24 protein-coding genes and 1 tRNA gene are annotated in these 21,689 nt (G+C 61.8%); 12 read left to right on the top strand and 13 right to left on the bottom strand.

Translation table 11 applies throughout. The features are described 5' to 3' along the window. Positions 1-380 precede the first annotated feature (380 nt). From NIM87_RS00650 to NIM87_RS00670, 5 genes are read left to right on the top strand one after another with little or no spacing between them, the layout of a single operon-like run. Complete coding sequence (locus NIM87_RS00650) at positions 381-1,700, top strand: replication-associated recombination protein A (RefSeq protein WP_254672705.1); 1,320 nt, start codon at positions 381-383, stop codon at positions 1,698-1,700. 3 nt (positions 1,701-1,703) lie between these two features. Next, on the top strand, positions 1,704-2,087 hold the full coding sequence (crcB, locus tag NIM87_RS00655) for a fluoride efflux transporter CrcB (RefSeq protein ID WP_254672706.1): 384 nt from the start codon (positions 1,704-1,706) through the stop codon (positions 2,085-2,087). Next, positions 2,084-3,073, top strand: coding sequence for an RluA family pseudouridine synthase (locus NIM87_RS00660; protein ID WP_254672707.1), 990 nt, complete (start codon positions 2,084-2,086; stop codon positions 3,071-3,073). Before crcB ends, NIM87_RS00660 begins: the two co-directional genes overlap by 4 nt. An 8-nt stretch (positions 3,074-3,081) precedes the next feature. Continuing rightward, a complete protein-coding gene (locus tag NIM87_RS00665) occupies positions 3,082-3,735 on the top strand; it encodes an HAD family hydrolase (protein ID WP_254672708.1) in 654 nt (217 codons plus the stop codon). Positions 3,736-3,738: 3 nt separating this feature from the next. Continuing rightward, complete coding sequence (locus tag NIM87_RS00670) at positions 3,739-4,545, top strand: ATP12 family chaperone protein (protein WP_254672709.1); 807 nt, start codon at positions 3,739-3,741, stop codon at positions 4,543-4,545. Positions 4,546-4,565: 20 nt separating this feature from the next. Here the strand turns inward: NIM87_RS00670 and folK are convergent, their stop codons facing one another. From folK to NIM87_RS00710, 8 genes are all read right to left on the bottom strand, one after another. Further along, complete coding sequence (folK, locus tag NIM87_RS00675; protein WP_254672710.1) at positions 4,566-5,000, bottom strand: 2-amino-4-hydroxy-6-hydroxymethyldihydropteridine diphosphokinase; 435 nt, start codon at positions 4,998-5,000, stop codon at positions 4,566-4,568. Then, positions 5,000-5,383 (bottom strand): dihydroneopterin aldolase, encoded by a 384-nt coding sequence (gene folB / locus NIM87_RS00680; protein ID WP_254672711.1) that lies wholly within the window; start codon positions 5,381-5,383, stop codon positions 5,000-5,002. Before folB ends, folK begins: the two co-directional genes overlap by 1 nt. 89 nt (positions 5,384-5,472) lie before the next feature. Then, complete coding sequence (gene folP / locus NIM87_RS00685) at positions 5,473-6,324, bottom strand: dihydropteroate synthase (protein WP_254672712.1); 852 nt, start codon at positions 6,322-6,324, stop codon at positions 5,473-5,475. A 144-nt stretch (positions 6,325-6,468) separates the two neighbouring features. Further along, positions 6,469-7,275: a sulfate ABC transporter permease subunit CysW gene (cysW, locus tag NIM87_RS00690; protein WP_254672713.1), complete on the bottom strand. Its 807-nt coding sequence runs from the start codon at positions 7,273-7,275 to the stop codon at positions 6,469-6,471. A gap of 193 nt (positions 7,276-7,468) precedes the next feature. Continuing rightward, on the bottom strand, positions 7,469-8,305 hold the full coding sequence (cysT, locus tag NIM87_RS00695; protein ID WP_254672714.1) for a sulfate ABC transporter permease subunit CysT: 837 nt from the start codon (positions 8,303-8,305) through the stop codon (positions 7,469-7,471). Between the two features lie 256 nt (positions 8,306-8,561). Beyond that, the gene (locus tag NIM87_RS00700; RefSeq protein WP_254672715.1) at positions 8,562-9,560 is read right to left on the bottom strand and encodes a sulfate ABC transporter substrate-binding protein; all 999 of its coding nucleotides are present in this window, start codon (positions 9,558-9,560) and stop codon (positions 8,562-8,564) included. Positions 9,561-9,760: 200 nt separating this feature from the next. After that, on the bottom strand, positions 9,761-10,012 hold the full coding sequence (locus NIM87_RS00705) for a GlsB/YeaQ/YmgE family stress response membrane protein (protein ID WP_254672716.1): 252 nt from the start codon (positions 10,010-10,012) through the stop codon (positions 9,761-9,763). Between the two features lie 116 nt (positions 10,013-10,128). Beyond that, positions 10,129-11,898, bottom strand: coding sequence for an SLC13 family permease (locus NIM87_RS00710; protein ID WP_254672717.1), 1,770 nt, complete (start codon positions 11,896-11,898; stop codon positions 10,129-10,131). A 132-nt stretch (positions 11,899-12,030) separates the two neighbouring features. Between NIM87_RS00710 and NIM87_RS00715 the strand changes: the two genes are divergently transcribed. After that, the gene (locus tag NIM87_RS00715) at positions 12,031-12,945 is read left to right on the top strand and encodes a phosphotriesterase family protein (RefSeq protein WP_254672718.1); all 915 of its coding nucleotides are present in this window, start codon (positions 12,031-12,033) and stop codon (positions 12,943-12,945) included. Between the two features lie 3 nt (positions 12,946-12,948). Here the strand turns inward: NIM87_RS00715 and NIM87_RS00720 are convergent, their stop codons facing one another. Beyond that, on the bottom strand, positions 12,949-13,185 hold the full coding sequence (locus NIM87_RS00720) for a DUF6894 family protein (RefSeq protein WP_254672719.1): 237 nt from the start codon (positions 13,183-13,185) through the stop codon (positions 12,949-12,951). An 87-nt stretch (positions 13,186-13,272) separates the two neighbouring features. After that, complete coding sequence (gene rimO, locus NIM87_RS00725; protein WP_254672720.1) at positions 13,273-14,598, bottom strand: 30S ribosomal protein S12 methylthiotransferase RimO; 1,326 nt, start codon at positions 14,596-14,598, stop codon at positions 13,273-13,275. Positions 14,599-14,839: 241 nt separating this feature from the next. Here rimO and NIM87_RS00730 point away from each other — a divergent pair, with 241 nt between their 5' ends. After that, positions 14,840-15,220: a DoxX family protein gene (locus NIM87_RS00730; RefSeq protein ID WP_254673291.1), complete on the top strand. Its 381-nt coding sequence runs from the start codon at positions 14,840-14,842 to the stop codon at positions 15,218-15,220. 245 nt (positions 15,221-15,465) lie between these two features. Here NIM87_RS00730 and NIM87_RS00735 read toward each other — a convergent pair whose 3' ends face one another. Both NIM87_RS00735 and lipB read right to left on the bottom strand, forming a co-directional pair. Then, positions 15,466-16,005 carry a DUF4282 domain-containing protein gene (locus NIM87_RS00735; protein ID WP_254672721.1) on the bottom strand — a complete coding sequence of 180 codons (540 nt, stop codon included), beginning with the start codon at positions 16,003-16,005 and terminating at the stop codon, positions 15,466-15,468. Between the two features lie 20 nt (positions 16,006-16,025). After that, on the bottom strand, positions 16,026-16,751 hold the full coding sequence (gene lipB / locus NIM87_RS00740; RefSeq protein WP_254672722.1) for a lipoyl(octanoyl) transferase LipB: 726 nt from the start codon (positions 16,749-16,751) through the stop codon (positions 16,026-16,028). A 90-nt stretch (positions 16,752-16,841) separates the two neighbouring features. Here lipB and NIM87_RS00745 point away from each other — a divergent pair, with 90 nt between their 5' ends. Then, on the top strand, positions 16,842-17,075 hold the full coding sequence (locus NIM87_RS00745) for a FliM/FliN family flagellar motor switch protein (RefSeq protein WP_254672723.1): 234 nt from the start codon (positions 16,842-16,844) through the stop codon (positions 17,073-17,075). Positions 17,076-17,327: 252 nt separating this feature from the next. Beyond that, positions 17,328-17,412 (top strand) — tRNA-Leu (locus NIM87_RS00750). A gap of 160 nt (positions 17,413-17,572) precedes the next feature. Here NIM87_RS00750 and NIM87_RS00755 read toward each other — a convergent pair. Further along, positions 17,573-18,106 (bottom strand): GFA family protein, encoded by a 534-nt coding sequence (locus NIM87_RS00755; RefSeq protein ID WP_254672724.1) that lies wholly within the window; start codon positions 18,104-18,106, stop codon positions 17,573-17,575. A gap of 424 nt (positions 18,107-18,530) precedes the next feature. Here NIM87_RS00755 and ugpB point away from each other — a divergent pair, with 424 nt between their 5' ends. From ugpB to ugpE, 3 genes are all read left to right on the top strand, one after another. Next, complete coding sequence (gene ugpB, locus NIM87_RS00760; protein ID WP_254672725.1) at positions 18,531-19,850, top strand: sn-glycerol-3-phosphate ABC transporter substrate-binding protein UgpB; 1,320 nt, start codon at positions 18,531-18,533, stop codon at positions 19,848-19,850. A 95-nt stretch (positions 19,851-19,945) separates the two neighbouring features. Continuing rightward, the gene (gene ugpA / locus NIM87_RS00765; RefSeq protein ID WP_254672726.1) at positions 19,946-20,830 is read left to right on the top strand and encodes a sn-glycerol-3-phosphate ABC transporter permease UgpA; all 885 of its coding nucleotides are present in this window, start codon (positions 19,946-19,948) and stop codon (positions 20,828-20,830) included. A 12-nt stretch (positions 20,831-20,842) separates the two neighbouring features. Beyond that, positions 20,843-21,685 carry a sn-glycerol-3-phosphate ABC transporter permease UgpE gene (ugpE, locus tag NIM87_RS00770; RefSeq protein WP_254672727.1) on the top strand — a complete coding sequence of 281 codons (843 nt, stop codon included), beginning with the start codon at positions 20,843-20,845 and terminating at the stop codon, positions 21,683-21,685. Positions 21,686-21,689 lie beyond the last annotated feature (4 nt).

Consider the following 21,689-nt stretch of genomic DNA (forward strand, 5'->3'; position numbering starts at 1 on the left):
GCGCTGCATATAGGGCCGTGTGCCCCCTCGCGCAAACGTTTATTTGGGGTGTTAGCCAACAATGCGGACGCGTCATTTTCGTGACGGCCCGTGCGCTTTTGCGCACCGGCGACCGCAGTCCGATGTGGAGCGCGCAGTACGTTTCCTGGTCTTGGGTTATGTCTTTGCCTGTGCTGGTATTTTTGGGTTTGCTCGGTTCAGAATTTGAATTCTCAAGGCTATGTTGTGCTCAACGCGCCATGGGCAATGACGATGCAAGGGTTTTGTTCTTTTTTGCCCTAGGGTCTCCACGGGCGATTTCCACTTCAATCATGCGGTTTGGCGGGGATGATTTAGGCGGGGCGCTACGAAATCGGGGCGAGTTGGGATAAAACGCCTTCATGTCCGATTTATTTGCCGCAGACTCCATTCAAACCGACAGGGCGCGCCCTCTGGCCGATCAATTGCGGCCGCGTAGCCTCGATGAGGTTATCGGGCAGACGCATCTGCTTGGCGAGGGCGGTACCTTGCGGCGCATGCTGGCTTCAGGGCGGCTCGGCTCGCTGATCCTTTGGGGGCCACCAGGAACGGGCAAGACCACAGTTGCCCGCCTGTTGGCCGATCAGATCGGCTATCGTTTCGAGCAGATCTCAGCAATTTTCTCGGGTGTGGCCGACCTCAAGAAGGTTTTTGAAAAGGCGCGGTTCGAGCGGCTGTCTGGCCATCGAACCCTGTTGTTCGTCGACGAGATTCACCGGTTCAATCGGGCGCAGCAGGATAGCTTCCTGCCGGTGATGGAGGACGGAACGGTGGTGCTGGTCGGGGCCACTACCGAAAACCCGTCGTTCGAGCTGAATGCGGCGCTCCTGTCCCGGAGCCAGGTGCTGCGCTTTGAATCGCTTGGTGCCGAGGATCTGGAACACCTTCTGCGACGCGCCGAGAGTCTCTTGGGTGCATCTCTTCCTCTGACGGATGAGGCACGTGCAACCCTCCTCGGATTGGCTGATGGCGACGGGCGGGCGCTGCTGGGGCTCGTGGAGGAAATCCTGGCATCCGTTGCTGCCGAAGAAGTTTTGGACCCGACCAGCCTGCTCTCTGTGGTCCAGCGGCGCGCGCCGATCTACGACAAGGCGCAGGACGGGCATTACAATCTGATCTCGGCGCTGCACAAGACTATCCGCGGTTCTGACCCGGACGCAGCTCTCTATTATTTCGCCCGCATGCTCGACGCTGGCGAGGATCCGCTGTTTTTGGCGCGGCGGCTGATCCGCATGGCTTCGGAAGACATTGGCCTGGCCGATCCACAGGCGCTGCCCCTCGCGATTGCCGGGCGGGACGCCTATCAGATGCTCGGCTCGCCAGAGGGCGAATTGTCGCTGGCGCAGGTGGTGGTCTATCTGGCGCTCGCGCCCAAATCGAACGCCGTCTATACCGCCTACAAGGCGGCGGCGGCGGTGGCGAAGGCCACCGGTTCACCCATGCCGCCGAAAGTCATCCTCAACGCCCCCACCAAGATGATGAAGGGGCAGGGCTACGGCGATGGCTATATCTATGATCATGACACCTCGGAGGCCTTTTCGGGTCAGGAGTATTTCCCGGAAAAAATCGGGCGGCAGGAATTTTATCATCCAGTTGAGCGCGGCTTTGAGCGTGATCTGCGCAAGCGCATGGATTATTTCGAACGGCTCCGCGCGTCCAAGAAGTCCGATAGTGAGGGTTAGGTAATGCAGGCAGTGTTGCTGGTTGGCGCCGGTGGGGCCATTGGGGCGATGATGCGCTACGGAGTGTCGGTGGCGGTTGGCCGCATGTGGTCGGCGAGCTTTCCGCTGGCCACATTGACGGTGAACGTATTGGGGTCGCTGCTGATGGGGCTGCTGATCGGCGTTCTCGCGCGCACCTTGCCACCCATGGCGCCGGAAATCCGGCTGTTTGTGGCCGTTGGCGTGCTTGGTGGTTTCACCACCTTTTCGTCCTTCTCGCTGGATACCATTTTCCTGATCGAACGCGGCGCTCTGGCGCAGGCCATGCTCTATGTAGGCTTGTCGGTTGTGGTTTGCCTCGCGGGTCTATATCTCGGGCTACTTATCAGTAGAGGCGGTGCGGCATGAGCGGCGTTCAACATCGGGAAGTCACAGCGGACGACGACGGCATGCGTCTCGATCGCTGGTTTGCGCGGCACTTTCCGCAGCTGGGTTTTGCCCGGTTGCAGAAGCTCATTCGCAATGGCGAAGTGAAGGTGGACAAGGCGAAGGTGCAGACCAGCACCCGGATTTCCGAGGGCCAGACTGTTCGTATTCCGCCGATTGATGACCCCGAGACCGTGCGGCCGTTCAAGGTCAACGAAGAGGACGTGCGCTATCTCAAGGACCTGATCCTTTACGAGGACGACGATCTCTATGTGTTCAACAAGCCGCACGGGCTCGCCGTGCAGGGGGGCAGCGGTACGACGCGCCACCTTGATGGCCTGCTGAAAAACCTTCCCAACAAGGCTGGAGAGGCGCCGCGCCTGGTGCACCGTCTCGACCGTGATACGTCAGGCTGTCTGGTGGTCGCCAAGACCGCGGCGGCGGCCAAGCACTTTGGGTCGGTTTTCCGATCGCGTTCGGCCCGGAAAATCTACTGGGCCATCGTGGCTGGCAACCCCACTCCGCGGCAGGGCGAGATTTCCTGCTTCCTTGCCAAGCAGGTGACCGAAGACGGCGAGCAGATGGTGGTCGTGCGCAATGGTGCCAAGGGTGCCGTTCATTCTTCGACCTATTATTCGACTACCGATACGGCCAGCCGCCGGTTTGCCTGGGTCACGCTGAAGCCAGTCACCGGGCGGACGCACCAGTTGCGCGTGCATATGGCGCAGCTCGGCACGCCGATCATCGACGATCCGCGCTACTTCAACATCGAAAATTGGCAGGCGGCTCCGGGACTTGGCGAAGGTCTGCATCTGCATGCGCGGCGCATTGCACTGCCGCTGCGCAATGGCAAGAAGATCGATATTTCAGCGCCTTTGCCGCCGCATATGCGTCAGAGTTTTGATGCGCTGGGGTTTGACCCTGACCGCTATGATGCGCAGAACGCCGACCCGGAGGACGGGGCGTGAGACTTGTCATGTTCGACATGGACGGGACGCTGATCGATACGCAGGCCCTGATTGCCGAACATATGGCGACGACCTTTGCCGAGGCAGACCTGGTCGTGCCGACGCCAGCGCAGGTCCGGCGGATCATTGGACTGTCATTGCCGCAGGCAATGCTGCAGTTGCTTGGGTCGCAAGATATTGAAACGGCTAATCAATTGGCCGAACGATATCGCGCCCACTATCGGGATTCGCTGGTGGCCGCCGAGGGGCGCGAAGGGTTATTCCCGGGGGCTCGCGAAGCGTTACACTTGCTGCACGGCCAGGCCGAAACGGTTATGGGAATTGCGACGGGCAAGGGATTGCAGGGTGTGCATCGGCTGACACAAATGCATGAAATCGCAAAGTTTTTTTCGACGCTGCAGACGCCGGATCATAATCCTTCCAAGCCGCATCCGGGAATGATGCTGCGCGCCATGGGCGAGACCGGTGCCGATCCAAGCCAGACGGTGATCATTGGCGACACCAGCTTCGACATGGAAATGGGCAAGGCTGCGGGCACTAAAACCATTGGCGTTACATGGGGTTACCATCACGCCGATGACCTGCGGGGGGCCGGCGCCGACATATTGATCGAAAGCTATGACGCGCTGGCGGCGGCGATCGATCAGGTTCTGGAGACTTGAGCTATGCGTGACCAGCTTGAAGACGCTCATAAGCATGCTGATGCCGGCTTTGGGCAGGCGCAGCATATGAACCAGGTGGAATTGCCGAAGCGGTTTTACGCGACGGTCGATGTGGCACGGGGTGACGACGGGTTCGCGGTTACCCTGGATGGTCGTGCAACCAAGACGCCCGGGAAGAAAATTCCTGTTGTTGTTCCGGTACTTAGCCTTGCCCAAAAGATGGCTGAGGAATGGGCGGAGCAGGGTAAATTCATCAATCCCGCGACGATGCCGATGGTGCGGCTGATCAATTCAGCGGTGGAGAGCGGCGCGGAGATGGTGCCGGCGTTCCGGGCCGAGATCGGCAAGTTTGCGGCAAGTGATCTTTTGCTCTACCGCGCTGATTCTCCTCAGGAATTGGTCGCCGAACAGGAACAAATCTGGGATGCTGTGCTGGTAAAACTGGCACGGAAATTCGATGTGGCATTTCAGCCGACGATTGGAATTATCCATCAGCCACAGCCAGTTAGCACGCTTGAGAAGCTCGACGCGGCGTTGGAGGGGCAGGGGCTGTTGAGCCTGACGGCGCTGGTGTCGATCACCGGGCTAACCGGCTCGGGGCTGCTCGCGATTGCCCTTTTGTATCAACTGGTTACACCTAATGAAGTGTGGGCGGCTGCCCATGTCGACGAGGATCACCAGATCCGTCTGTGGGGCGAAGACGATGAGGCTTTGGAGCGTCGGGCGAAGCGGCGGGTGGAGTTCGACATTGCCGTTTCGGTCGTCGAGGCGCTCCGCCAGGAAGCCTGGATGGCATCCAGGCTTACCTGAGTGAACGAGTCCTAATCGATTTATGAACGACGGGTGACGATCCAGTCGGCTGTGTCGGGCGAAATCTCGCGCAGCGGCTCGAGAACGAAGTCGCGTTCATGGGCAAATCGATGCGGCAGGATCAATTTTGTCGCGTCCATCTCGACTCGCTCATAGGCGATGAGGTCGATGTCGATGAGGCGCGGCCCCCAAACCTCGTGACGTACCCGACCCATGTCGCGCTCGATGTCGAGGCAGGCATGAAGCAGGTCGATGGGCAGGAGATCGGTTTCGACCGTTGCGGCCATATTGGCGAAGTCGGGCTGATCGGTCTTGCCCCAGGCCTTGGTGCGGATGACCTTGGATTGTGCGGTGACGCTGATCTGTGCATGGGCATCGAGGCGCGCGATGGCTTGGGCCAGCTGCGCCGCCGGGTCGCCGATATTGGCGCCCAGAGAAAGCCAGGCGGTCGCCATCAGGCTGGCCGCACGCGATGGAGCTCGATGGCGGCCTCGCCGCGCACCATGGCAATGGGTGCCTCCGGCTTGCGAATGCGAACGATGATCCAGTCGATATCGGAGAAGGCGTCGAAAAGGGCGGTGGCAATATTCTGGGCCAGGGCCTCGATGAGCTTGGTGCGTTTCGTCTCGAAGGTTAATTTCACCACGTCGTAGATGTCGGCATAGGAGACCGTGTGACCGATCTCGTCGGTATTGCCGGGCGCTGACAGGTCGACGCCGCATTGCAGGTCGATGAAAAATCGCTGGCCGAGCTTGGCTTCCTCGTTGAAGAGGCCGTGGTAGCCGTAAAATCCAAGGTCATTGAGGATGATGCGGTCGCCGGAGAAGGGTGGGGTCATGGGAGTCTCGCTGGGGGTCGGCACCCCCCACCCTCGTTCCCTCCCACAAGGGGGAGGGATGCGCAGGAGAGGCCAACGCAGTGATGTGGTTACGACTGTGGCGGACTATAGAGGGTTGCTTCGGCGACGCGAAGGGCGTCGTGGTTCGCAGCGACATCGTGGACGCGGAAAATGTGACCGCCGCGTTCATAACCCTGGACCGTGGTGGCAAGGGTGCCGGGCAGGCGCTCGGCAGGCTGATTGTCGAGCAGTTTGCCAATCATGGACTTTCGCGAGGTGCCGACAAGCACGGCGTTGTCGGGAAATGCGTGAGTCAATTCAGGCAGTTGCCGGAGAATGCTGTAATTCTGATTCAGGGTTTTGGTGAAGCCGAACCCGGGGTCAAGAATGACATGGGTCGGGTCGATGCCGGCTTCCGTGGCAATAGCGATGCTGCGCCGGAAATAGGCCGCCATGGCGGGAATGGGATTGGTCTCGGCGGTCCATTGGCGGTCCCAGTGCATGGCGATGACGGGAGCCTGCATGACGGCGGCGATCTGGGCCATTTCGGGCGCGCCCTGCAGGCCGTTGACGTCGTTGATGATATCGGCCCCGGCCTCCATAGCCTGATGGGCGACGAGCGGCTTCATGGTGTCGATGGAGATCGGCGCGGTGATTCCTGCGGCGCGGATGGCGTCGATGACCGGGATGACGCGGTCCAGTTCAAGCTGCACGGGCACGGGTTCGGCGCCAGGCCGGGTGCTTTCCCCGCCGATGTCGAGAATGTCGGCGCCTTCGGCAAGCATCAGGCGAGCGTGAGCGAGGGCGGCTTCGACGTGATCGTGCTGCCCGCCATCGGAAAAGCTGTCGGGGGTGACGTTGAGGATGCCCATGACCAAGGCGCGCTGGCCGAGAACCAGAGGCGGTCGATGCGCCAAGGGGATTGTGTGGGTGGTGTGCATGGGGGCACTCATACTGCACAGAGCTTAGTTCGTCATGCGCGGAGATGCCTTACCCCCTCCTAGCGCCGCCAGGGTGCATCGCACCCAAGCTTTGCTACCTCCCCCTGATAGGGGGCGGCAGTGGCATCGCGTTCGTTTTGGCACTCAGCCGTGGCGGCGAGATTCGAGGATCGATTTGAGCACCAGGGTTGCCACGGCGATCAGAGTGAGGGTGGAGGCGGCGGCGAAGGCGCCGGTGACGTTAAAGTCGTTGAAGAGGAGGTTGATCTGGAGGGGCAGGGTGTTGGTCTGGCCGCGAATGGCGCCGGAGACGACAGAGACGGCCCCGAATTCGCCCATGACGCGGGCATTGGTGAGGACTGCACCATAGACCATGGCCCATGAGATATTGGGCAGGGTGACGTACCAGAACATCTGCCAGCCATTGGCGCCGAGCGAGAGCGCGGCCTCTTCGTCCTCGGTGCCCTGCTGGCTCATCAAGGGAATGAGTTCGCGCGCGGCAAAGGGGGCGGTCACAAAAAGGCTCACGAGAACGATGGCCAGCGGGGTGAACATCACCTGCAGGCTGTTGGCCTGAAGGAAGGGGCCGAGGAGACCCTGACCGCCATAGAGGAAGAGATAGACCACGCCGGCAACAATGGGGCTCATCGAGGCGGGCAGCTCAATGATGGAAATCAGCAATTGTCGGCCCCGGAAACGGAAGCGGGTGACGAGCCACGCCAATGCCGCGCCGACGACGATATTGACCGGCACGACGATGAGAGCAGTCATCACCGACAGCCAGATGGCGTGGAGTGTGTTGGGCTCGATGATATTGGCGAAATAGACGCCCAGGCCTTCACGCAGGGCAAAGGAGAAGATCAACACCAGCGGCACCACAAGCACGAAGAGCGCCAGGGTGACGGCAAGGGTGATGAGGATGATTTCGCCTGCGGAGCGGGACCTTGTCATTGGCAGAACCTCTCCCCCGTCTTGCGGGTACCTTTTCCAGCCAGCGGGAAGGGAAGCCCCCCACCCTTGGTCCCTCCCCACAAGGGGGAGGGAGACGCAGGGCCGAGGCGCCGCTGTTCATCGCCTCCCTCCCCTTGATGGGGAGGGAATGAGGGTGGGGTGGGGTCAAGCACACGGACCAGGCGTTCGCTCATCACGCGGCCCTTTCCACATATCGCGTTTGCCAGGCGGCGAGGGCGTTGGTGGCGAGGAGGGTGAGAAAGGCGACAGCCAGGAGGACGAAGGCCAGGGCCGCGGCGGCCTCGTAATTGTATTCGTCGAGGCGGATGAAAATCAGCAGCGAGACGATTTCTGTGACGCCGGGGATATTGCCGGCGATGAACACCACGGCCCCGAACTCGCCCAGCGAGCGGGCGAAGGAGAGCACGCAGCCGCCGATGAAGGCGGGCAGGATGGTGGGCCAGATGATGCGGGTGAAGATCTGCCAGCGACTGGCGCCGAGTGTTTCGGCGGCGGCCTCAAGGCTTTCGTCCACCTCTTCGAGCACGGGCTGAACCGCCCGGACGACGAAGGGGATGGATGTGAAGGCCATGGCAGCGACGATGCCGGCCTGGGTGTAATTGATCTTGAGACCGTTCGGTTCAAGGAACTGGCCATACCAGCCGGTATCGGCAAACAGGGTGACCAGCACCAGCCCGGCGACGGCGGTTGGCAGGGCGAAGGGGAGATCCACCAGCGCATCCAGGATGCGGCGCCCCGGGAAGCGATAGCGCGTCAGCACCCAGGCGAGCAGCAGGCCGACGACGCCATTGATGATTGTGGCGTAGAAGGCCGAGGAAAAAGTGATCTGGTAGGCGGCAATGGCGCGGCGCGAGGAGATGATGCGCCAGAATTCGGGCAGGCCCATGCCGGCCAGCTTGAGCAGCATGGCCAGAATAGGCAGCAGAATAACGAGGGTGACGTAAAAGAGCGAGACGCCCATGGTCAGGCCGAAGCCGGGGAGCAGGTGTTTGCTGCGTTGGTTGGGCATCACCGAGACCTCGGGTTGGGGCCTTCCTCCGCCATGAGGGGAGGCAATGAGGGTGGGGTGGGGCCAAACACGCTGGCCGTGTTCGTGGCACCACCCCACCCCAGCTTTGCTAAGGCCTTTGGCCTAGCTGCGCTACCCTCCCCATCAAGGGGAGGGAGGGCAGGAGCCGATGGTCCGTCCATGCGAGCGTAGCTCTCATGGCCTTCTCACCTCAAATCTCTCCACTGGAGAGATTTGCCCTTTGCGACGGCTCGAGTTACTGGTTCACGAAAACCTGGTCGAGCAGACCGCCTTCGGCGAAGTGTTCTTCGGAGACCTTGGCCCAGCCGCCGAAGGCTTCGTCGACATTGACGAGGCGCACTTCGGGGAAGCGGTCGGCAAATTCGGCGGCGACGGTTTCGTTGTTGACGCGGTGATTGCGACCGGCGGCGATGCGCTGGCCATCATCGGAATAGAGGAAATCGAGATAGGCCTTGGCCAGATCGCGGCTGCCGCGGCTATCGACGACCTTGTCGACGATGGCGACCGGGAATTCGGCCAGGAGGCTGACCGAAGGCACCACGGATTCATATTTGTCGGCGCCGAGCAGGCTGACGGCGCTGAGCACTTCGGCTTCAAAGGTGATCAGCACATCGCCAAGGCCGCGTTCGGCGAAGGCGGTGGTGGCGCCACGGCCGCCAGTCTCGAACACGGGCACGTTGAGGAAAACCTTGGTGAGGTATTCGACGACCTTGGCCTCGTCGCCGGCAAATTCCTCATTGGCCCAGGCGCGGGCGGCCAGATAGGTGTAGCGGGCATTGCCCGAAGTCTTGGGATTCGGGAAAATCACCGAGACGTCGTCGCGGGCCAGATCGCCCCAATCGGAAATGCCCTTGGGATTGCCGGCGCGGACGAGGAAAGCGGGCAGGGAATAGAAGGGCGAGGCGGAATTGGCGAATTCGCTCTGCCAGTCGGCGGAAACAAAGCCGCCTTCGACCAGCTTTTCGATATCGGTGACCTGATTGAAGGTCACGACGTCGGCCGGCAGGCCCTCGAGAATGGCGCGGGCCTGGGTGGAGGTGCCGGCGTGGGACTGGTTGATGGTGACGGCGACGCCATTGGCGGCTTGGTAGGCAGGAATGAAGGCGGCGTTCTCTTCGTCGAACAGCTCGCGGGCAATGTCGTAGGAGGCGTTGAGGAGGTCGGTCGGCTGAGCCAGGGCCGGCGTGGCGACGAGGGCCAGGGCAGCGGCGGCGGAGAGGAGAAGCTTGTTCATGATGACGCAATATCCATTGGTCTAGTCGAGTTGACCATGGTGATGCGACGGCGCGCCGGGCGTCGTAAAGGGCTAAATGCCTCTATCGGATGAGTAATTTACCGGCTCAATTCCGGCGGCAAAGACGTTCCGCCGGGGGCGGGTTCTGCGCCAATTCCTTTCGGGGGTGCCGGCCACCCGATGGGCGGCCGGCACATTTTCTATTTTCGCACTGCGCGAGCAATGGCGATGATGATGCAGGCGCCGATGAAGCCGGCAATGAGGTAGCCGAGCCAGCCGCCAAAGGAGATTCCCAGCAAGCCGAAGACCAGGCTCGCCAGGATGGCGCCGACAATGCCCAGAATGACGTTCATGAGAACGCCGCCACCCGAGTTCATGAACCGGCTGGCAAGCCAGCCCGCAATGCCGCCAATCAAGATGGCCGCAATCCAACCCACTCCGTCAAAACCCATTTTGCTTCCTCCTCGCACTGAGTCTGCGTGCAAGCAGAGGGTGGCACAGTGGACGGAAAAGGCAAGAAGCGTTCGGTCCGCGCCATTCAACAGCACTCATGGACCGAATTTTACGGTCAGAAGGGCCAGACAATCATGAGGGCGGGGACGCCCACGAGAACGACGAGAATGGAGAGCGGCAGGCCGAGGCGCCAGTAGTCGCCGAAGCGGTAGCCGCCCGGGGCCATGACCAATGTATTGCACTGGTGGCCAATGGGGGTCAGAAAATCGCAGCCGGCGCCGATGGCGACGGCCATAAGGAACGCCTCGGGGCGGTAGCCCAGGCCTGTGGCGAAAGCGGCGGCGATGGGCGCCATGACCAGCACGGTGGCCGCGTTGTTGAGAAAAGGCGTCACCGCCATGGCGGCGACCATAATCAGCGCGAGCGCCCCCCAGCCGGGCAAGGTAACAGCGGTGGCTGTCAGCCACATGGCGACGAGGTCAGTGCCGCCGGTCGATTGCAGGCTCTCGCTGACCGGAATGAGGCAGGCGAGCATGATGAGAATTGGGCCGTCGACCTGGTTGTAGACCTCGCGCAGGGGCAGGGCGCCCGTCAGCACCATGATGGCCGCTGCGGCAAAGAAGGCAGGAGCCACGGGCACCATGCCAAGCGCGGTGGCGGCCATGGCGGCCAGCAGGATGGCGAGGGGGAGCAAGCCCTTGCGCACGCTGCCCAGCTTCAGGCCGCGTTCGACCAGCGGGAGAATGTCCCATTCCCGCAGCAGGTCGGGGATGCGTTTGAGATGACCTTGCAGGAGGATCACGTCGCCGTTCTGGAAGCGGATTTCGCCCAGGCGCTTGGTGAAGCGCTGGTCGCGGCGGGAAATGGCGAGGAGGTTCAGGCCGGTGCGGTCGAACAGGGTGAGTTCCTGGGCGCTGGCGCCGATAAGGCCGGAGCTTTCCCCGATGATGGCCTCGATGACCCCGATATTGCCGCTGTCGCGCGAGGCGGCGCCGCGGCGTTCGGCAAAGGACAGGCCGGTCTGGCTGACCATTTTGTCGAGCGCTTCCGGGTCGCCCTCAATGAGCAGGATATCGCCGGCGCGCAGGGTGGCATCGGGCAGGGGGGTGCGGCGGCGGCCCGAGGCGCTGACAATGCCGGTGACCATGGCGGCGCCGTCGGCGGCTGATTGCAGCTCGCCCACCGTCTTGCCGATGGCGGTGCTGTCGGCGGTGACATGGGCCTCGGTGGTGTAGTTCTTGATCTCGATGGCCTTGTCCATGCCGCTCTCCTCGCGGCGGCGCTCGGGCAGCAGCCAATAGAAGAAGGCCAGGAAGACTACGCCCACGGCGGCGAGAATGGCGCCCACGGCGGTGAAATCGAACATGGTGAAGGCGGTGCCGGTCAGTTCCTGGCGCACGCCGGAGACGATGATGTTGGGCGAGGTGCCGATCTGGGTCATGAGCCCGCCCAGCAAGGAACCGAAGGCCATGGGCATCAGGAACATGGAGGGTGAGACATTGGAGCGGCGCGCCATCTGGAAAGCGATGGGCATCATGATGGCCAAGGCGCCGATATTCTTCACGAAGGCGGAGAGGATGGTGACGATGACGACCAGGACGATCAACTGCATGCGCGGGGCAGTCATGCGTGGCAAATAGCGGCGGATTGCCACTTCCATGATGCCGGAACGGGCTACTGCGGCGCTGACCACCAGGGCGCTGCCCACGATGATGACGATGTCGTTGGAAAATCCGGTGAAGGCGCTTTCGGCGGGGACAACGCCCACCAGCAGCGCCACGAGCAGGGCGCAGACGGCCACCAGATCATAGCGCCAGCGGCCCAGGATGAAGGCAACCATCATGCCCGCAATGATCAGAAAGGCGAGCACTTGCGGGATGGTCATAGGCTGCTCCGTTACCGTGGACCTTCAAAACGCGGCGAGGCCACAATAGTCGCACATGGGGCCGATTATAGACCATGCCCGGTTCCCACTACGAGGGGGGTATGGCAAAAAGTTCTGGTTTGGGAGGTCAGCATGGCGCGACTGATTACGACTCTGGGTGCATTTGAACGCGAAGAACTGGGCCTGATTCTGCCCCATGAGCATGTGTTCGTGGACCTGAGGACGCCCGACCAACCGGGCTATGCGCAGGCCGATGCGGACGATGTGGTGCGGTTGATGGCGCCACAGATCGAGGCCATCAAGGCGCAGGGCGTGACGGCCTTGGTGGAATGTTCCACTGGCGGGGTGGGGCTGCGGGTAGATATCGACCTGGCGGTATCACAGGCGACCGGCATGCCCATCGTGGTGCCGACCGGTAATTACCGAGAGCCCTGGATACCCGATTGGGTGGCCGAGGCGAGCGAAGCTTCGCTCGAAGCCTGGATGGTGGGGCATCTGACCGAAGGCGTCGATGACACCGGTGTTGTGGCCGCCTGGATCAAGGTGAGCGCGGGCGACGATGGCATCACGCCGATGGAAACCAAGATCTTGCGAGCGGCGGCGCGGGCCTCGGCGCGGACCGGGGCGGTGATCGGGTCACACACGATCCGGGGCCGGGTGGTGATGGATCAGCTTGATATTATCGAAGCCGAGGGCGGATCGGCCAAACGGTTCATTTCCATCCATACCCAGGCCGAGCCGGACTTTGAGCTGCACAAGGCGGTGGCGGCGCGCGGGGCGTGGATCGAATATGACCATGTGGGGCGCGACCCGGATGATGAAGTGCTGGCGCTGGTGCTCAAGGCGCTGGAGGCCGGACTGGGTAAGCAGCTGCTGCTGAGCCATGACCTTGGGTGGTACGACCCGGCCCAGCCGGGTGGCGGCACGCCGCGGCCCTATACACATCTGGTGGATTGGCTCCTGCCGGCACTGCGGGCTGAGGGCGTGGAAGAAGCCATGATCAACCGGCTGACACAAGACAATCCGTTCGACGCCTTTGCGCGGTAGGGCTCAGGCGTCGCTGTCGGGGTCCGTGGCCAAGGCATAGGGCAGGCGGGCGAGGAGCCTGCGGCCTCCATCCTCGATCTCGAAACAGCCACCGGTCGGATCGTCGGCGAGGGCCAAAGCGGAACGGGCCGCGAAACTGGCCTCTTCGAGGGCTGTGTTGAGGGATGGCAGGACAATGCCGTCGATATCGGTTTCCAGATGCCCTTCGGCATCGCGGTGATTGAAGAAATAACGTTCCATGGCGCAGCTCCTTGCTGCAGCATCGAACGTCAAAACGCCCGGGACGTTGCCCGGGCGCCGATCACGTTTAAATGTTGTTGGGGGCGGTCAGCCCTGGGCCGGTTCGGCAAACAGGTCGTATTCGTCATTGTCGGTGACGGTGACCGAGACGATGTCGCCGATCTTGATGTTGTCGGCCTTGTTGATGATGACCTGGCCGTCGATTTCCGGGGCGTCCCACTTGGAGCGGGCGATGGCCCGGTTTTCCTCGGGGCGGACGTCGTCGACGATAACGTCGATGGTGCGGCCGACCTTTTTGGCGAGCTGGCCGTGGGAGACGTTCTGCGCCACTTCCATCAGGCGCTCGAAGCGATCCTGCATGACTTCGTCGGGCACGATGCCCTCGAGCTCATTGGCCGGGGCGCCGGTGACGGGCTCGTATTTGAAGCAACCGGCGCGGTCGATTTCGGCCTCTTCAATGAAATCGAGCATCATCTCGAAGTCTTCCTCGGTCTCACCGGGGAAGCCGACAATGAAGTTCGAGCGGACGGTCAGGTCGGGAACCTGCTCGCGCCATTTGAGGATGCGGTTGAGCGTCTTGTCCTGGTGGGCTGGACGGCGCATGGCCTTGAGCACCTTGGGCGAGGCGTGCTGGAAGGGAATGTCGAGATAGGGCAGGACGAGGCCTTCGGCCATCAGTTCCATGACCTGATCGACATGGGGATAGGGATAGACATAGTGCAGGCGCACCCAGGCGCCGAGCTGGCCCAGTTCCTTGGCGAGATCGTAGAATTTCGCCTTGACCTCGCGGCCGCGATACTTGCTCTCGGCATATTTGATATCGACGCCATAGGCGCTGGTGTCCTGGGAAATGACCAGCAGTTCCTTGACGCCGGAGCGGATCAGGCCCTCGGCTTCGGACAGAATGCCGGCCGCCGGACGCGAGGCGAGGTCGCCGCGAATCTGGGGAATGATGCAGAAGGAGCAACGGTTGTTGCAGCCTTCGGAAATCTTCAAATAGGCATAGTGGCGCGGCGTGAGCTTGAGCCCGCTTTCCGGGACCAGGTCCACAAAGCGATTGGGCACGGGCGGCAGATGCTCGTGCACCGCCGAAACCACGCTTTCGTACTGATGCGGGCCGGTGATGGCGAGAACGCTGGGATGGGTCTGGCGGATGAGACCCTCTTCGACGCCGAGGCAACCGGTAACGATGACGCGACCGTTTTCATTGAGCGCTTCGCCAATGGCCTCAAGGCTTTCCTGCTTGGCGCTATCAAGAAAACCGCAGGTGTTGACGAGGACGACGTCGGCACCGGCATAGTCGCGGCTGAACGAATACCCCTGCGCGCGCAGAGTGGTCATGATGCGTTCGCTATCGACGAGGGCTTTGGGGCAGCCGAGGCTGACGAGGCCAATTTTTGGCGCTTGGCTCATGTGAGCGTGAGTTCCGATGTGGGAATGATTGCGCGCGTCATACAGAAACTTGGACGGTTACGCAATGTGACTGCCCATCGTTGGGGGCGGCGCAGGTCTGTCGCAGGTGGGGAACACGCGATCTTGAAGGCTGTTGGAGTGAACAGTGCGTGCGGCATTGGCGTGGTTATGCAGCCCAACCAATCAGGCTAGGCGTGGCGACCTCGTTTTGCGCCATGGTGGCGCCGCATCCTGGAGCTCAATAGTGTCCAACCGTCTTTCCGCCTATGCACCGCAGGCCCTCGCTGTCCTGCGCGTGGTTGCTGCCCTGCTGTTCTTTCTGCATGGCACGCAGAAACTGTTCGGCTTTCCCGCCGCCGAATTTGCGCCGCCGGCGTTTTCGATCTTCTGGTTTGCCGGGGTCATCGAGATTGTCACCAGCGTTCTGATCGCCATTGGGCTTTTCACCCGCCCCGCAGCATTCATCGCGTCGGGCACCATGGCTGTGGCCTATTGGATGGTGCACGCCCCGGGCAATATGTACCCGACCAATAATGCCGGCGATGCGGCCATTCTATTCTGCTTCGTGTTTCTCTACCTGGTGTTTGCCGGGCCGGGCGCCTGGAGCGTCAGCAAGAAGTAGGGTGGGGCGGGGCCTTTTACCTCAATGTGCTGCAATTGACGTCAATGTCCCCTGGAACACCGACCCGCCCTCGGACTTGATCCGAGGGCTGCTTTCGGGACCTCGAGTGTGGCATCCAGCACGCGATGAATGGCCCTCGGGTCACGACCCAGGGCGGCCCTGAGTGTTTGGATGTGCCTGCACAGCTACGACCGAAAGAAGAAGGCCGCTCCATCGAGCGGCCTTTTCATTGGCGTGTCCAGCAATCAAGTCATCGTCTTGGGCGGCGTGCGCCGGGCAGTCCGGCGAGGCTTGTGGGTTTCCCCGGGCTTGGTGGCCGGTTGGCGCGCGGGGGTGGCCGGTTCGGTCGGCCCTGTCGTTGCGTATGGCACAGGCTCAGTGGCGGGGGTGATGTATTCGTCGGCCTCGGCGAAGTCGCGTTCCTCGCCTTCTTCGGCCAGGTCGCGGATGGCATCGCGGACTTCATCGAGCAGCGAGGCCGAATAGCGCGAGCGCTGGACAGTGTCGCCAGTGGTTTCGTGGCTCTTGAACCAGACCAGCAGCGCTTCGCAGCCGATGCGCAGGCCGACAAAGGACAAAAGGCCAAACACCAGGATTTCGAGCAGTCCCCATAGCCCATCGCCAAAGCCGGTGCCGAAGCGGAAAAAGAAATGGCTGATGGCCCAGAGCAGAATGCCGGCCAGCCCCAATGCGTAAAAAATCGGCACGAGGCGTGTCGAGAGGATCGAATCGAGCCGGAACAGCGTCTGGCGCGTCAGCAACCGTTTCAGATCATCCAGGGTCATGGGGTCCTCGATTCCTTTGTCTATTTGGCAAATTGGGCGGACGGGGCCGGGATGGCAAGGCTGGTGGGGCCGAAAATTGCTTCAAAGCGGGTGCGCAGCACCGAATCGACCTCGGGCAGGGACACCAGCAGGCCCAGATCCTCGAAAGAGGTGACGCCCTGATCGGTGATGCCGCAGGGCACGATGCCGTCGTAATGGGAGAGGTCGGGCGCGACATTGAGCGAAATGCCGTGGAAGGTGACCCATTTGCGCACGCGCACACCGATGGCGGCAATCTTGTCCTCGCGCGCAAAACCCTTGTCAGGGCGGGGAACCCAGACGCCGACGCGGCCCTCGCGGCGCTCGCCAGTAACATTGTGGGCCGCCAGCGTATCGATGACCCATTGCTCGAGGCCCTGCACCAGGCAGCGAATGTCGCGGCCGCGCCGGGTCAGGTCGAGCATGACATAGGCCACGCGCTGGCCGGGGCCATGATAGGTGTATTGTCCGCCCCGGCCGGCGGGATAGACCGGAAAGCGTGGATTGAGCAGGTCTTCGGGGCGGGCCGAGGTGCCGGACGTATAAAGCGGGGGATGTTCGAGCAGAAACACGGCTTCGGGCGCCTGGCCAGCAGCAATGGCCGCGACGCGTTCGTCCATCATGGCCAGCGCCGTCTCATAGGCCAGCGGCGCGTCGAAGATGCGCCACTCGACGGGGGCGCTGTCGCTGCGATGCAGTTTTGAGCCGCTTTGGCACGCTTCGTTCACGATTGTTAACACTTCCATAACCAGCTTGGGTCGAGTTTGGTGGTCACGAATCCATGGCGCTGCGGCGCCCGCCGGGACCCATCCTTATCTATGAACACCCTGGACAATATTGAAGTCGATATCACGGTTGAGCTGGGCGCGACCACAGTGCCCATTCACCACATGCTGCGCATGGGACGCGGCGCGGTGATCGAGCTGGATGCGACCGAACACGATCCGCTGCGCATTTATGCCAATCACACCCTGATCGCCAAGGGCGAGGTGAATGTGGAAGAGGGGCATTTGCGGGTGGTCGTGACCGAAAAGGTGCTGCGCTTCGGGTGAGTGCCGCCGATCGGGCGCTGTCCGCATCCGAGAACACCCCCTCCTACCTCCGCTATGGCCCGCAGGGCCTAGCGCCGGTACCTCCCCCTGTTCAGGGGGCGGTGGGCATCGCGTGCGTGGCTGGCCCTCGTTTCAGCCGCCCGAATTCCACAGCCGCTTAAAAAGGTCAATTAGCCGCTTGTGGTTATGAAAGACCTTTGCTACATCCCCACTCGCTCCGGGGCCTTGGCAACGGAGTTCTACCTGACACGTGCGGTCGTGGCGGAATTGGTAGACGCGCAGCGTTGAGGTCGCTGTATCGCAAGATGTGGAAGTTCGAGTCTTCTCGACCGCACCAGTCACTTAGGGCCATTTCATCGTTCCCATGAACGATGAAATGGCCCTAAGCATTTTTGGCTCGCGTTTCCGAAACGCAAAACCGGGTCCACTTTTGCTGGAAACCCTCCGGGTGAAAACAAAAAGCTGCCGCAAGGCGGCTTTTTTGTTGTTTGGGGTCCTTAAGCGCTGACCTTCTTCCCGACCTCCACCTTCGGCACCCTAAACCCCATGGCGATCCAGGCGGCGAGGAGCTTGGCGTAGAAGCCGGCTGTGACCATGCCGCCGGCGGGGAGGGAATCGTCGAGTTTTGTGCCTTCGGGGACATCGCCGGTCTGGGTGCGAATCTGCATGGCGGGGCGCTGGGCCGCGGGCCAGAGGCCGGCGAAGAGGCTCAGCCAGTGGGCGGCCTCGAATTCGGTAAAGACCGGGGTGTTGCAGCAGGTGGTGAGCACGCGGCGGGTGGGCGCGGAATCACTGAGACGAAATTCGGCGAGATTGGCCGTGCCGTCGGGGAAGCGGACGCGGTCCTTGCGATAAAGCACATAGGGAACGCCGCCGTTTGGCGCTGTCAGCGGATAGGCCGGGGGCAGGACCGACAGGCGCTGCGCGGCGGTGCGACAGGACGTGCAGTGGCACTCGGCCGTGATGAAGGGGTCGTCCGTAACCTCGACATGAAACTGTCCGCACTGGCAGGCGAGTGTCGTGGTGGTCATGGTCGGCTTTTCCCCTTGAGACTGTTCTACGCCATCGACGTTACAGCCCTGTTCATTTCGACACGATGACGGCGGTGTTCGTCCGGGGCAAGGCCAGGGCGCATGTTCAAGCGAACATTCGAGTTGGCGCCATTCGAGCGTAGCTCTCATGGCCTTCTCGCCCCCAAATTGCGCCACTGGCGCAATTTCCCCGTGGGACGGCTCGAAGTGTCATCCAAGCGTCACCAAACCTTCAATTGAACGTCAAGCAGGCTCAATAGAGGGGGCGGGCAGGTCGATGCCCGGTGCGGGATGGCGGCCTGTGCGCCGGAGGTTTCGGTTTGTTTCGGATGGTTTCGTCTCTCCGTGGCTGGCGCTCACACCAATCAGGTCTGGCTGGAGCCGGGTGACCCGAAAGGGCGCGCCGGTCCATTGGGAGACAAACATGAAAACTCTGAACCGCGTGGGCCTTGCCGCCCTTTCGCTGATGCTTTCGACCTCGGTGGCCTTTGCCGCGACGGAAGTGACCTGGTGGCACGCCATGGGTGGCGAGCTGGGCACCAAGCTCGAAGAAATCGTGGCCGGCTACAATGCCAGTCAGTCCGACTACGTCGTGACCCCGGTCTACAAGGGCTCCTACGCGGAGACCATGACTGCTGCCATCGCCGCCTTCCGCGCCGGCGAGCAGCCCGACATCGTGCAGGTGTTCGAAGTGGGCACCGGCACCATGATGGCCGCCAAGGGCGCCATCTATCCGGTCTATCAGCTGATGGCCGACATGGGCGCGGAATTCGATCCGTCCGCCTATCTGCCGACCGTGGTGGGCTATTACACCGACACCGAGGGCAACATGCTCTCGATGCCGTTCAATTCCTCGACCCCGATCATGTACTACAACAAGGACGTGTTCGAAGCCGCTGGCCTTGATCCCGAAATGCCGCCCAAGACCTGGGAAGAGCTCGAAGCCTTCTCGCGCCAGATCATGGAATCGGGCGCTGCCAATTGCGGTTTCACCACGGGTTGGATTTCCTGGGCGCAGCTGGAAAACTTCTCGGCCTGGCACAACCAGCCGATTGGCACGCTCGAGAACGGCTTTGGTGGCCTCGGTTCCGAGTTCACCGTCAATGGTCCGCTGCAGGCCAAGCACTGGGCAAACCTCAAGACCTGGCAGGACGAAGGTGTGTTCCAGTATGGCGGTCCGGGCGGCGGTGCCGATGCTCCGGCCAAGTTCTATACCGGCGAATGCGCCATCTACATGAACTCCTCGGCCTCGCGCGCCGGCGTTCTGGCCAATGCCGAGGGCTTTGAGGTCGGCTTTGGCATGCTGCCGCACTACGAAGAAGTCGAGCCGCAGAATTCGATCATCGGTGGCGCGACCCTCTGGGTCCTGCAGGGTGCCGATGAGGCCGAGTACAAGGGCGTTGCCGACTTCTTCACCTACCTCTCGTCGGCTGAAGTGCAGGCCGATTGGCACCAGTTCTCGGGCTATCTGCCGATCACCCAGGCTGCCTATGAGCTGGGCCAGAGCCAGGGCTATTACGAAGCCAATCCGGGTTCGGACGTCGCCATCAAGCAGATGACGCTCAATGCACCGACCGAAAACTCCAAGGGCCTGCGTTTCGGCAATTACGTCCAGATCCGCGACGTGATCGACCAGGAATTCCAGGCACTGCTGTCGGGCGACAAGTCGGCCCAGCAGGCTCTGGATGACCTCGTCGCTCGCGGCAATCAGATGCTGCGCGACTTCGAAGCCGCCAACCAGTAAGGCGCCGATACACAACCGGGCGGTGGCAAGCGATTTGCCGCCGCCCATTCGCATTCTTGAGGAGTGGCTTCGGGCCCTCCCGCCGGATTGGGTTGATGGACACCAAACGCACAGTCTTTCCCTCGCAAGGGTTGCCCTACCTGCTGGTAGCGCCGCAGCTGATCATTACGTTGATCTTTTTCATCTGGCCGGCCGGGCAGGCGGTCAAATCATCCTTTGAGCGGGAAGACCCGTTCGGGCTGTCCACCAGCTTTGTCGGGCTGATGCATTATGGGCGCCTGTTCCAGGACCCGGCCTATCTGGCCTCGATGGGGCGCACGGCGCTGTTCGCGCTGGCCGTGACGGTGATTTCCATGGGGCTGGCGCTGGTGCTGGCGACGGCCGTCAACCGGCTGATTCGCTCGGGTACGGCCTATTCCACGCTGCTGCTGTGGCCCTATGCGGTTTCCCCGGTAGTGGCTGGCATTCTGTGGTGGTTCATCTTCAATTCGACCACCGGCATCCTGCCCTATGTGCTCGAGTTTTTCGGCGTGGACTGGAACCACCAGCTCAATGGCGGCCAGGCGATGATCCTGATCATCATCGCGGCCAGCTGGAAGCAGATTTCCTACAATTTCCTGTTCTTCCTGGCCGGGCTGCAATCGGTGCCGCAATCGCTCAACGAAGCGGCAGCCATCGACGGGGCAGGGCCGTTCAAGCGGTTCTGGACAATCGTGTTTCCGCTGCTCTCTCCGACGACGTTTTTCCTCATGATCGTCAATCTTAACTACACCATGTTCGACACCTTCGGCGTGATCGACGCGACCACCGCGGGCGGGCCCAACCAGGCCACCAATACGCTGGTCTACAAGGTTTATTCGGATGGCTATATCGGGCTCAACCTGGGGTCGAGTTCGGCCCAGTCCGTGATCCTCATGCTGTTCGTCATCGTGCTCACCGTGATCCAGTTCCGCTACGTGGAACGCCGGGTCCAGTATTAGGAGGACGAACACATGGTCGAAAATCGTCCCTGGCTGACTTTCCTCACCCACTTTGTGCTCATCCTGGGCGTCATCATCGTGGTGTTCCCCGTCTATATCGCGGTGATTGCCGCCACCCATGGCCCGACGGCGCTCAGCTCGGGCATGATGCCGATGCTGCCCGGCGCCGAGCTTTGGAACAATGTGGTCCAGGTGTGGACCGAGGACCGGCGCGGCGTCGCGCCTTTCTGGCTGATGGCCTGGAACTCGCTGTGGATGGCGATCATCATCACGGTGGGCAAGATCGCCATTTCCATCATCTCGGCCTATGCCATCGTCTATTTCCGGTTTCCGGGCCGGGTGCTGGCGTTCTGGCTGATCTTCATCACCCTGATGCTGCCGGTGGAAGTGCGCATCATCCCCACCTTCGCGGTGGTGGCGAACCTGGGGATGCTCAATTCCTATGTGGGGCTGACTTTGCCGCTGATCGCCTCGGCGACGGCGACATTCCTGTTCCGCCAGTTCTTCATGACCATTCCCGATGAACTGATGGAGGCCGCTCGCGTCGATGGCGCCGGGCCAATCAAGTTCTTCCGCGATATCCTCCTGCCGCTGTCGCGGACCAATATCGCGGCGCTCTGCGTCATCCTCTTCATCTATGGGTGGATGCAATACCTGTGGCCGATGCTCGTGACCACCGATCCCAAATATTACACGCTGATGATGGGCGTGAAGCGCATGGCCGCCGTGGCCGATGCCGACCCGCAGTGGAACATCATCATGGCCGCCGTGGTGATGGCCATGCTGCCACCCGTCCTCATCGTCATCTTCATGCAGCGCCTGTTCGTCAAAGGCCTGGTCGAAACGGAGAAATAAGAAC

This window comes from Devosia ureilytica, assembly GCF_024273195.1.
Classification (GTDB): Bacteria; Pseudomonadota; Alphaproteobacteria; order Rhizobiales; family Devosiaceae; genus Devosia; species Devosia ureilytica.

Bases quoted from the DNA above. Each gene is read 5' to 3' on its own strand.
- NIM87_RS00650 (WP_254672705.1), top strand. From the start codon at position 381: ATGTCCGATTTATTTGCCGCAGACTCCATTCAAACCGACAGGGCGCGC.
- crcB (WP_254672706.1), top strand. From the start codon at position 1,704: ATGCAGGCAGTGTTGCTGGTTGGCGCCGGTGGGGCCATTGGGGCGATG.
- NIM87_RS00660 (WP_254672707.1), top strand. From the start codon at position 2,084: ATGAGCGGCGTTCAACATCGGGAAGTCACAGCGGACGACGACGGCATG.
- NIM87_RS00665 (WP_254672708.1), top strand. From the start codon at position 3,082: ATGTTCGACATGGACGGGACGCTGATCGATACGCAGGCCCTGATTGCC.
- NIM87_RS00670 (WP_254672709.1), top strand. From the start codon at position 3,739: ATGCGTGACCAGCTTGAAGACGCTCATAAGCATGCTGATGCCGGCTTT.
- folK (WP_254672710.1), bottom strand. From the start codon at position 5,000: ATGGCGACCGCCTGGCTTTCTCTGGGCGCCAATATCGGCGACCCGGCG.
- folB (WP_254672711.1), bottom strand. From the start codon at position 5,383: ATGACCCCACCCTTCTCCGGCGACCGCATCATCCTCAATGACCTTGGA.
- folP (WP_254672712.1), bottom strand. From the start codon at position 6,324: ATGCACACCACCCACACAATCCCCTTGGCGCATCGACCGCCTCTGGTT.
- cysW (WP_254672713.1), bottom strand. From the start codon at position 7,275: ATGACAAGGTCCCGCTCCGCAGGCGAAATCATCCTCATCACCCTTGCC.
- cysT (WP_254672714.1), bottom strand. From the start codon at position 8,305: ATGCCCAACCAACGCAGCAAACACCTGCTCCCCGGCTTCGGCCTGACC.
- NIM87_RS00700 (WP_254672715.1), bottom strand. From the start codon at position 9,560: ATGAACAAGCTTCTCCTCTCCGCCGCCGCTGCCCTGGCCCTCGTCGCC.
- NIM87_RS00705 (WP_254672716.1), bottom strand. From the start codon at position 10,012: ATGGGTTTTGACGGAGTGGGTTGGATTGCGGCCATCTTGATTGGCGGC.
- NIM87_RS00710 (WP_254672717.1), bottom strand. From the start codon at position 11,898: ATGACCATCCCGCAAGTGCTCGCCTTTCTGATCATTGCGGGCATGATG.
- NIM87_RS00715 (WP_254672718.1), top strand. From the start codon at position 12,031: ATGGCGCGACTGATTACGACTCTGGGTGCATTTGAACGCGAAGAACTG.
- NIM87_RS00720 (WP_254672719.1), bottom strand. From the start codon at position 13,185: ATGGAACGTTATTTCTTCAATCACCGCGATGCCGAAGGGCATCTGGAA.
- rimO (WP_254672720.1), bottom strand. From the start codon at position 14,598: ATGAGCCAAGCGCCAAAAATTGGCCTCGTCAGCCTCGGCTGCCCCAAA.
- NIM87_RS00735 (WP_254672721.1), bottom strand. From the start codon at position 16,005: ATGACCCTGGATGATCTGAAACGGTTGCTGACGCGCCAGACGCTGTTC.
- NIM87_RS00745 (WP_254672723.1), top strand. From the start codon at position 16,842: ATGAACACCCTGGACAATATTGAAGTCGATATCACGGTTGAGCTGGGC.
- NIM87_RS00755 (WP_254672724.1), bottom strand. From the start codon at position 18,106: ATGACCACCACGACACTCGCCTGCCAGTGCGGACAGTTTCATGTCGAG.
- ugpB (WP_254672725.1), top strand. From the start codon at position 18,531: ATGAAAACTCTGAACCGCGTGGGCCTTGCCGCCCTTTCGCTGATGCTT.
- ugpA (WP_254672726.1), top strand. From the start codon at position 19,946: ATGGACACCAAACGCACAGTCTTTCCCTCGCAAGGGTTGCCCTACCTG.
- ugpE (WP_254672727.1), top strand. From the start codon at position 20,843: ATGGTCGAAAATCGTCCCTGGCTGACTTTCCTCACCCACTTTGTGCTC.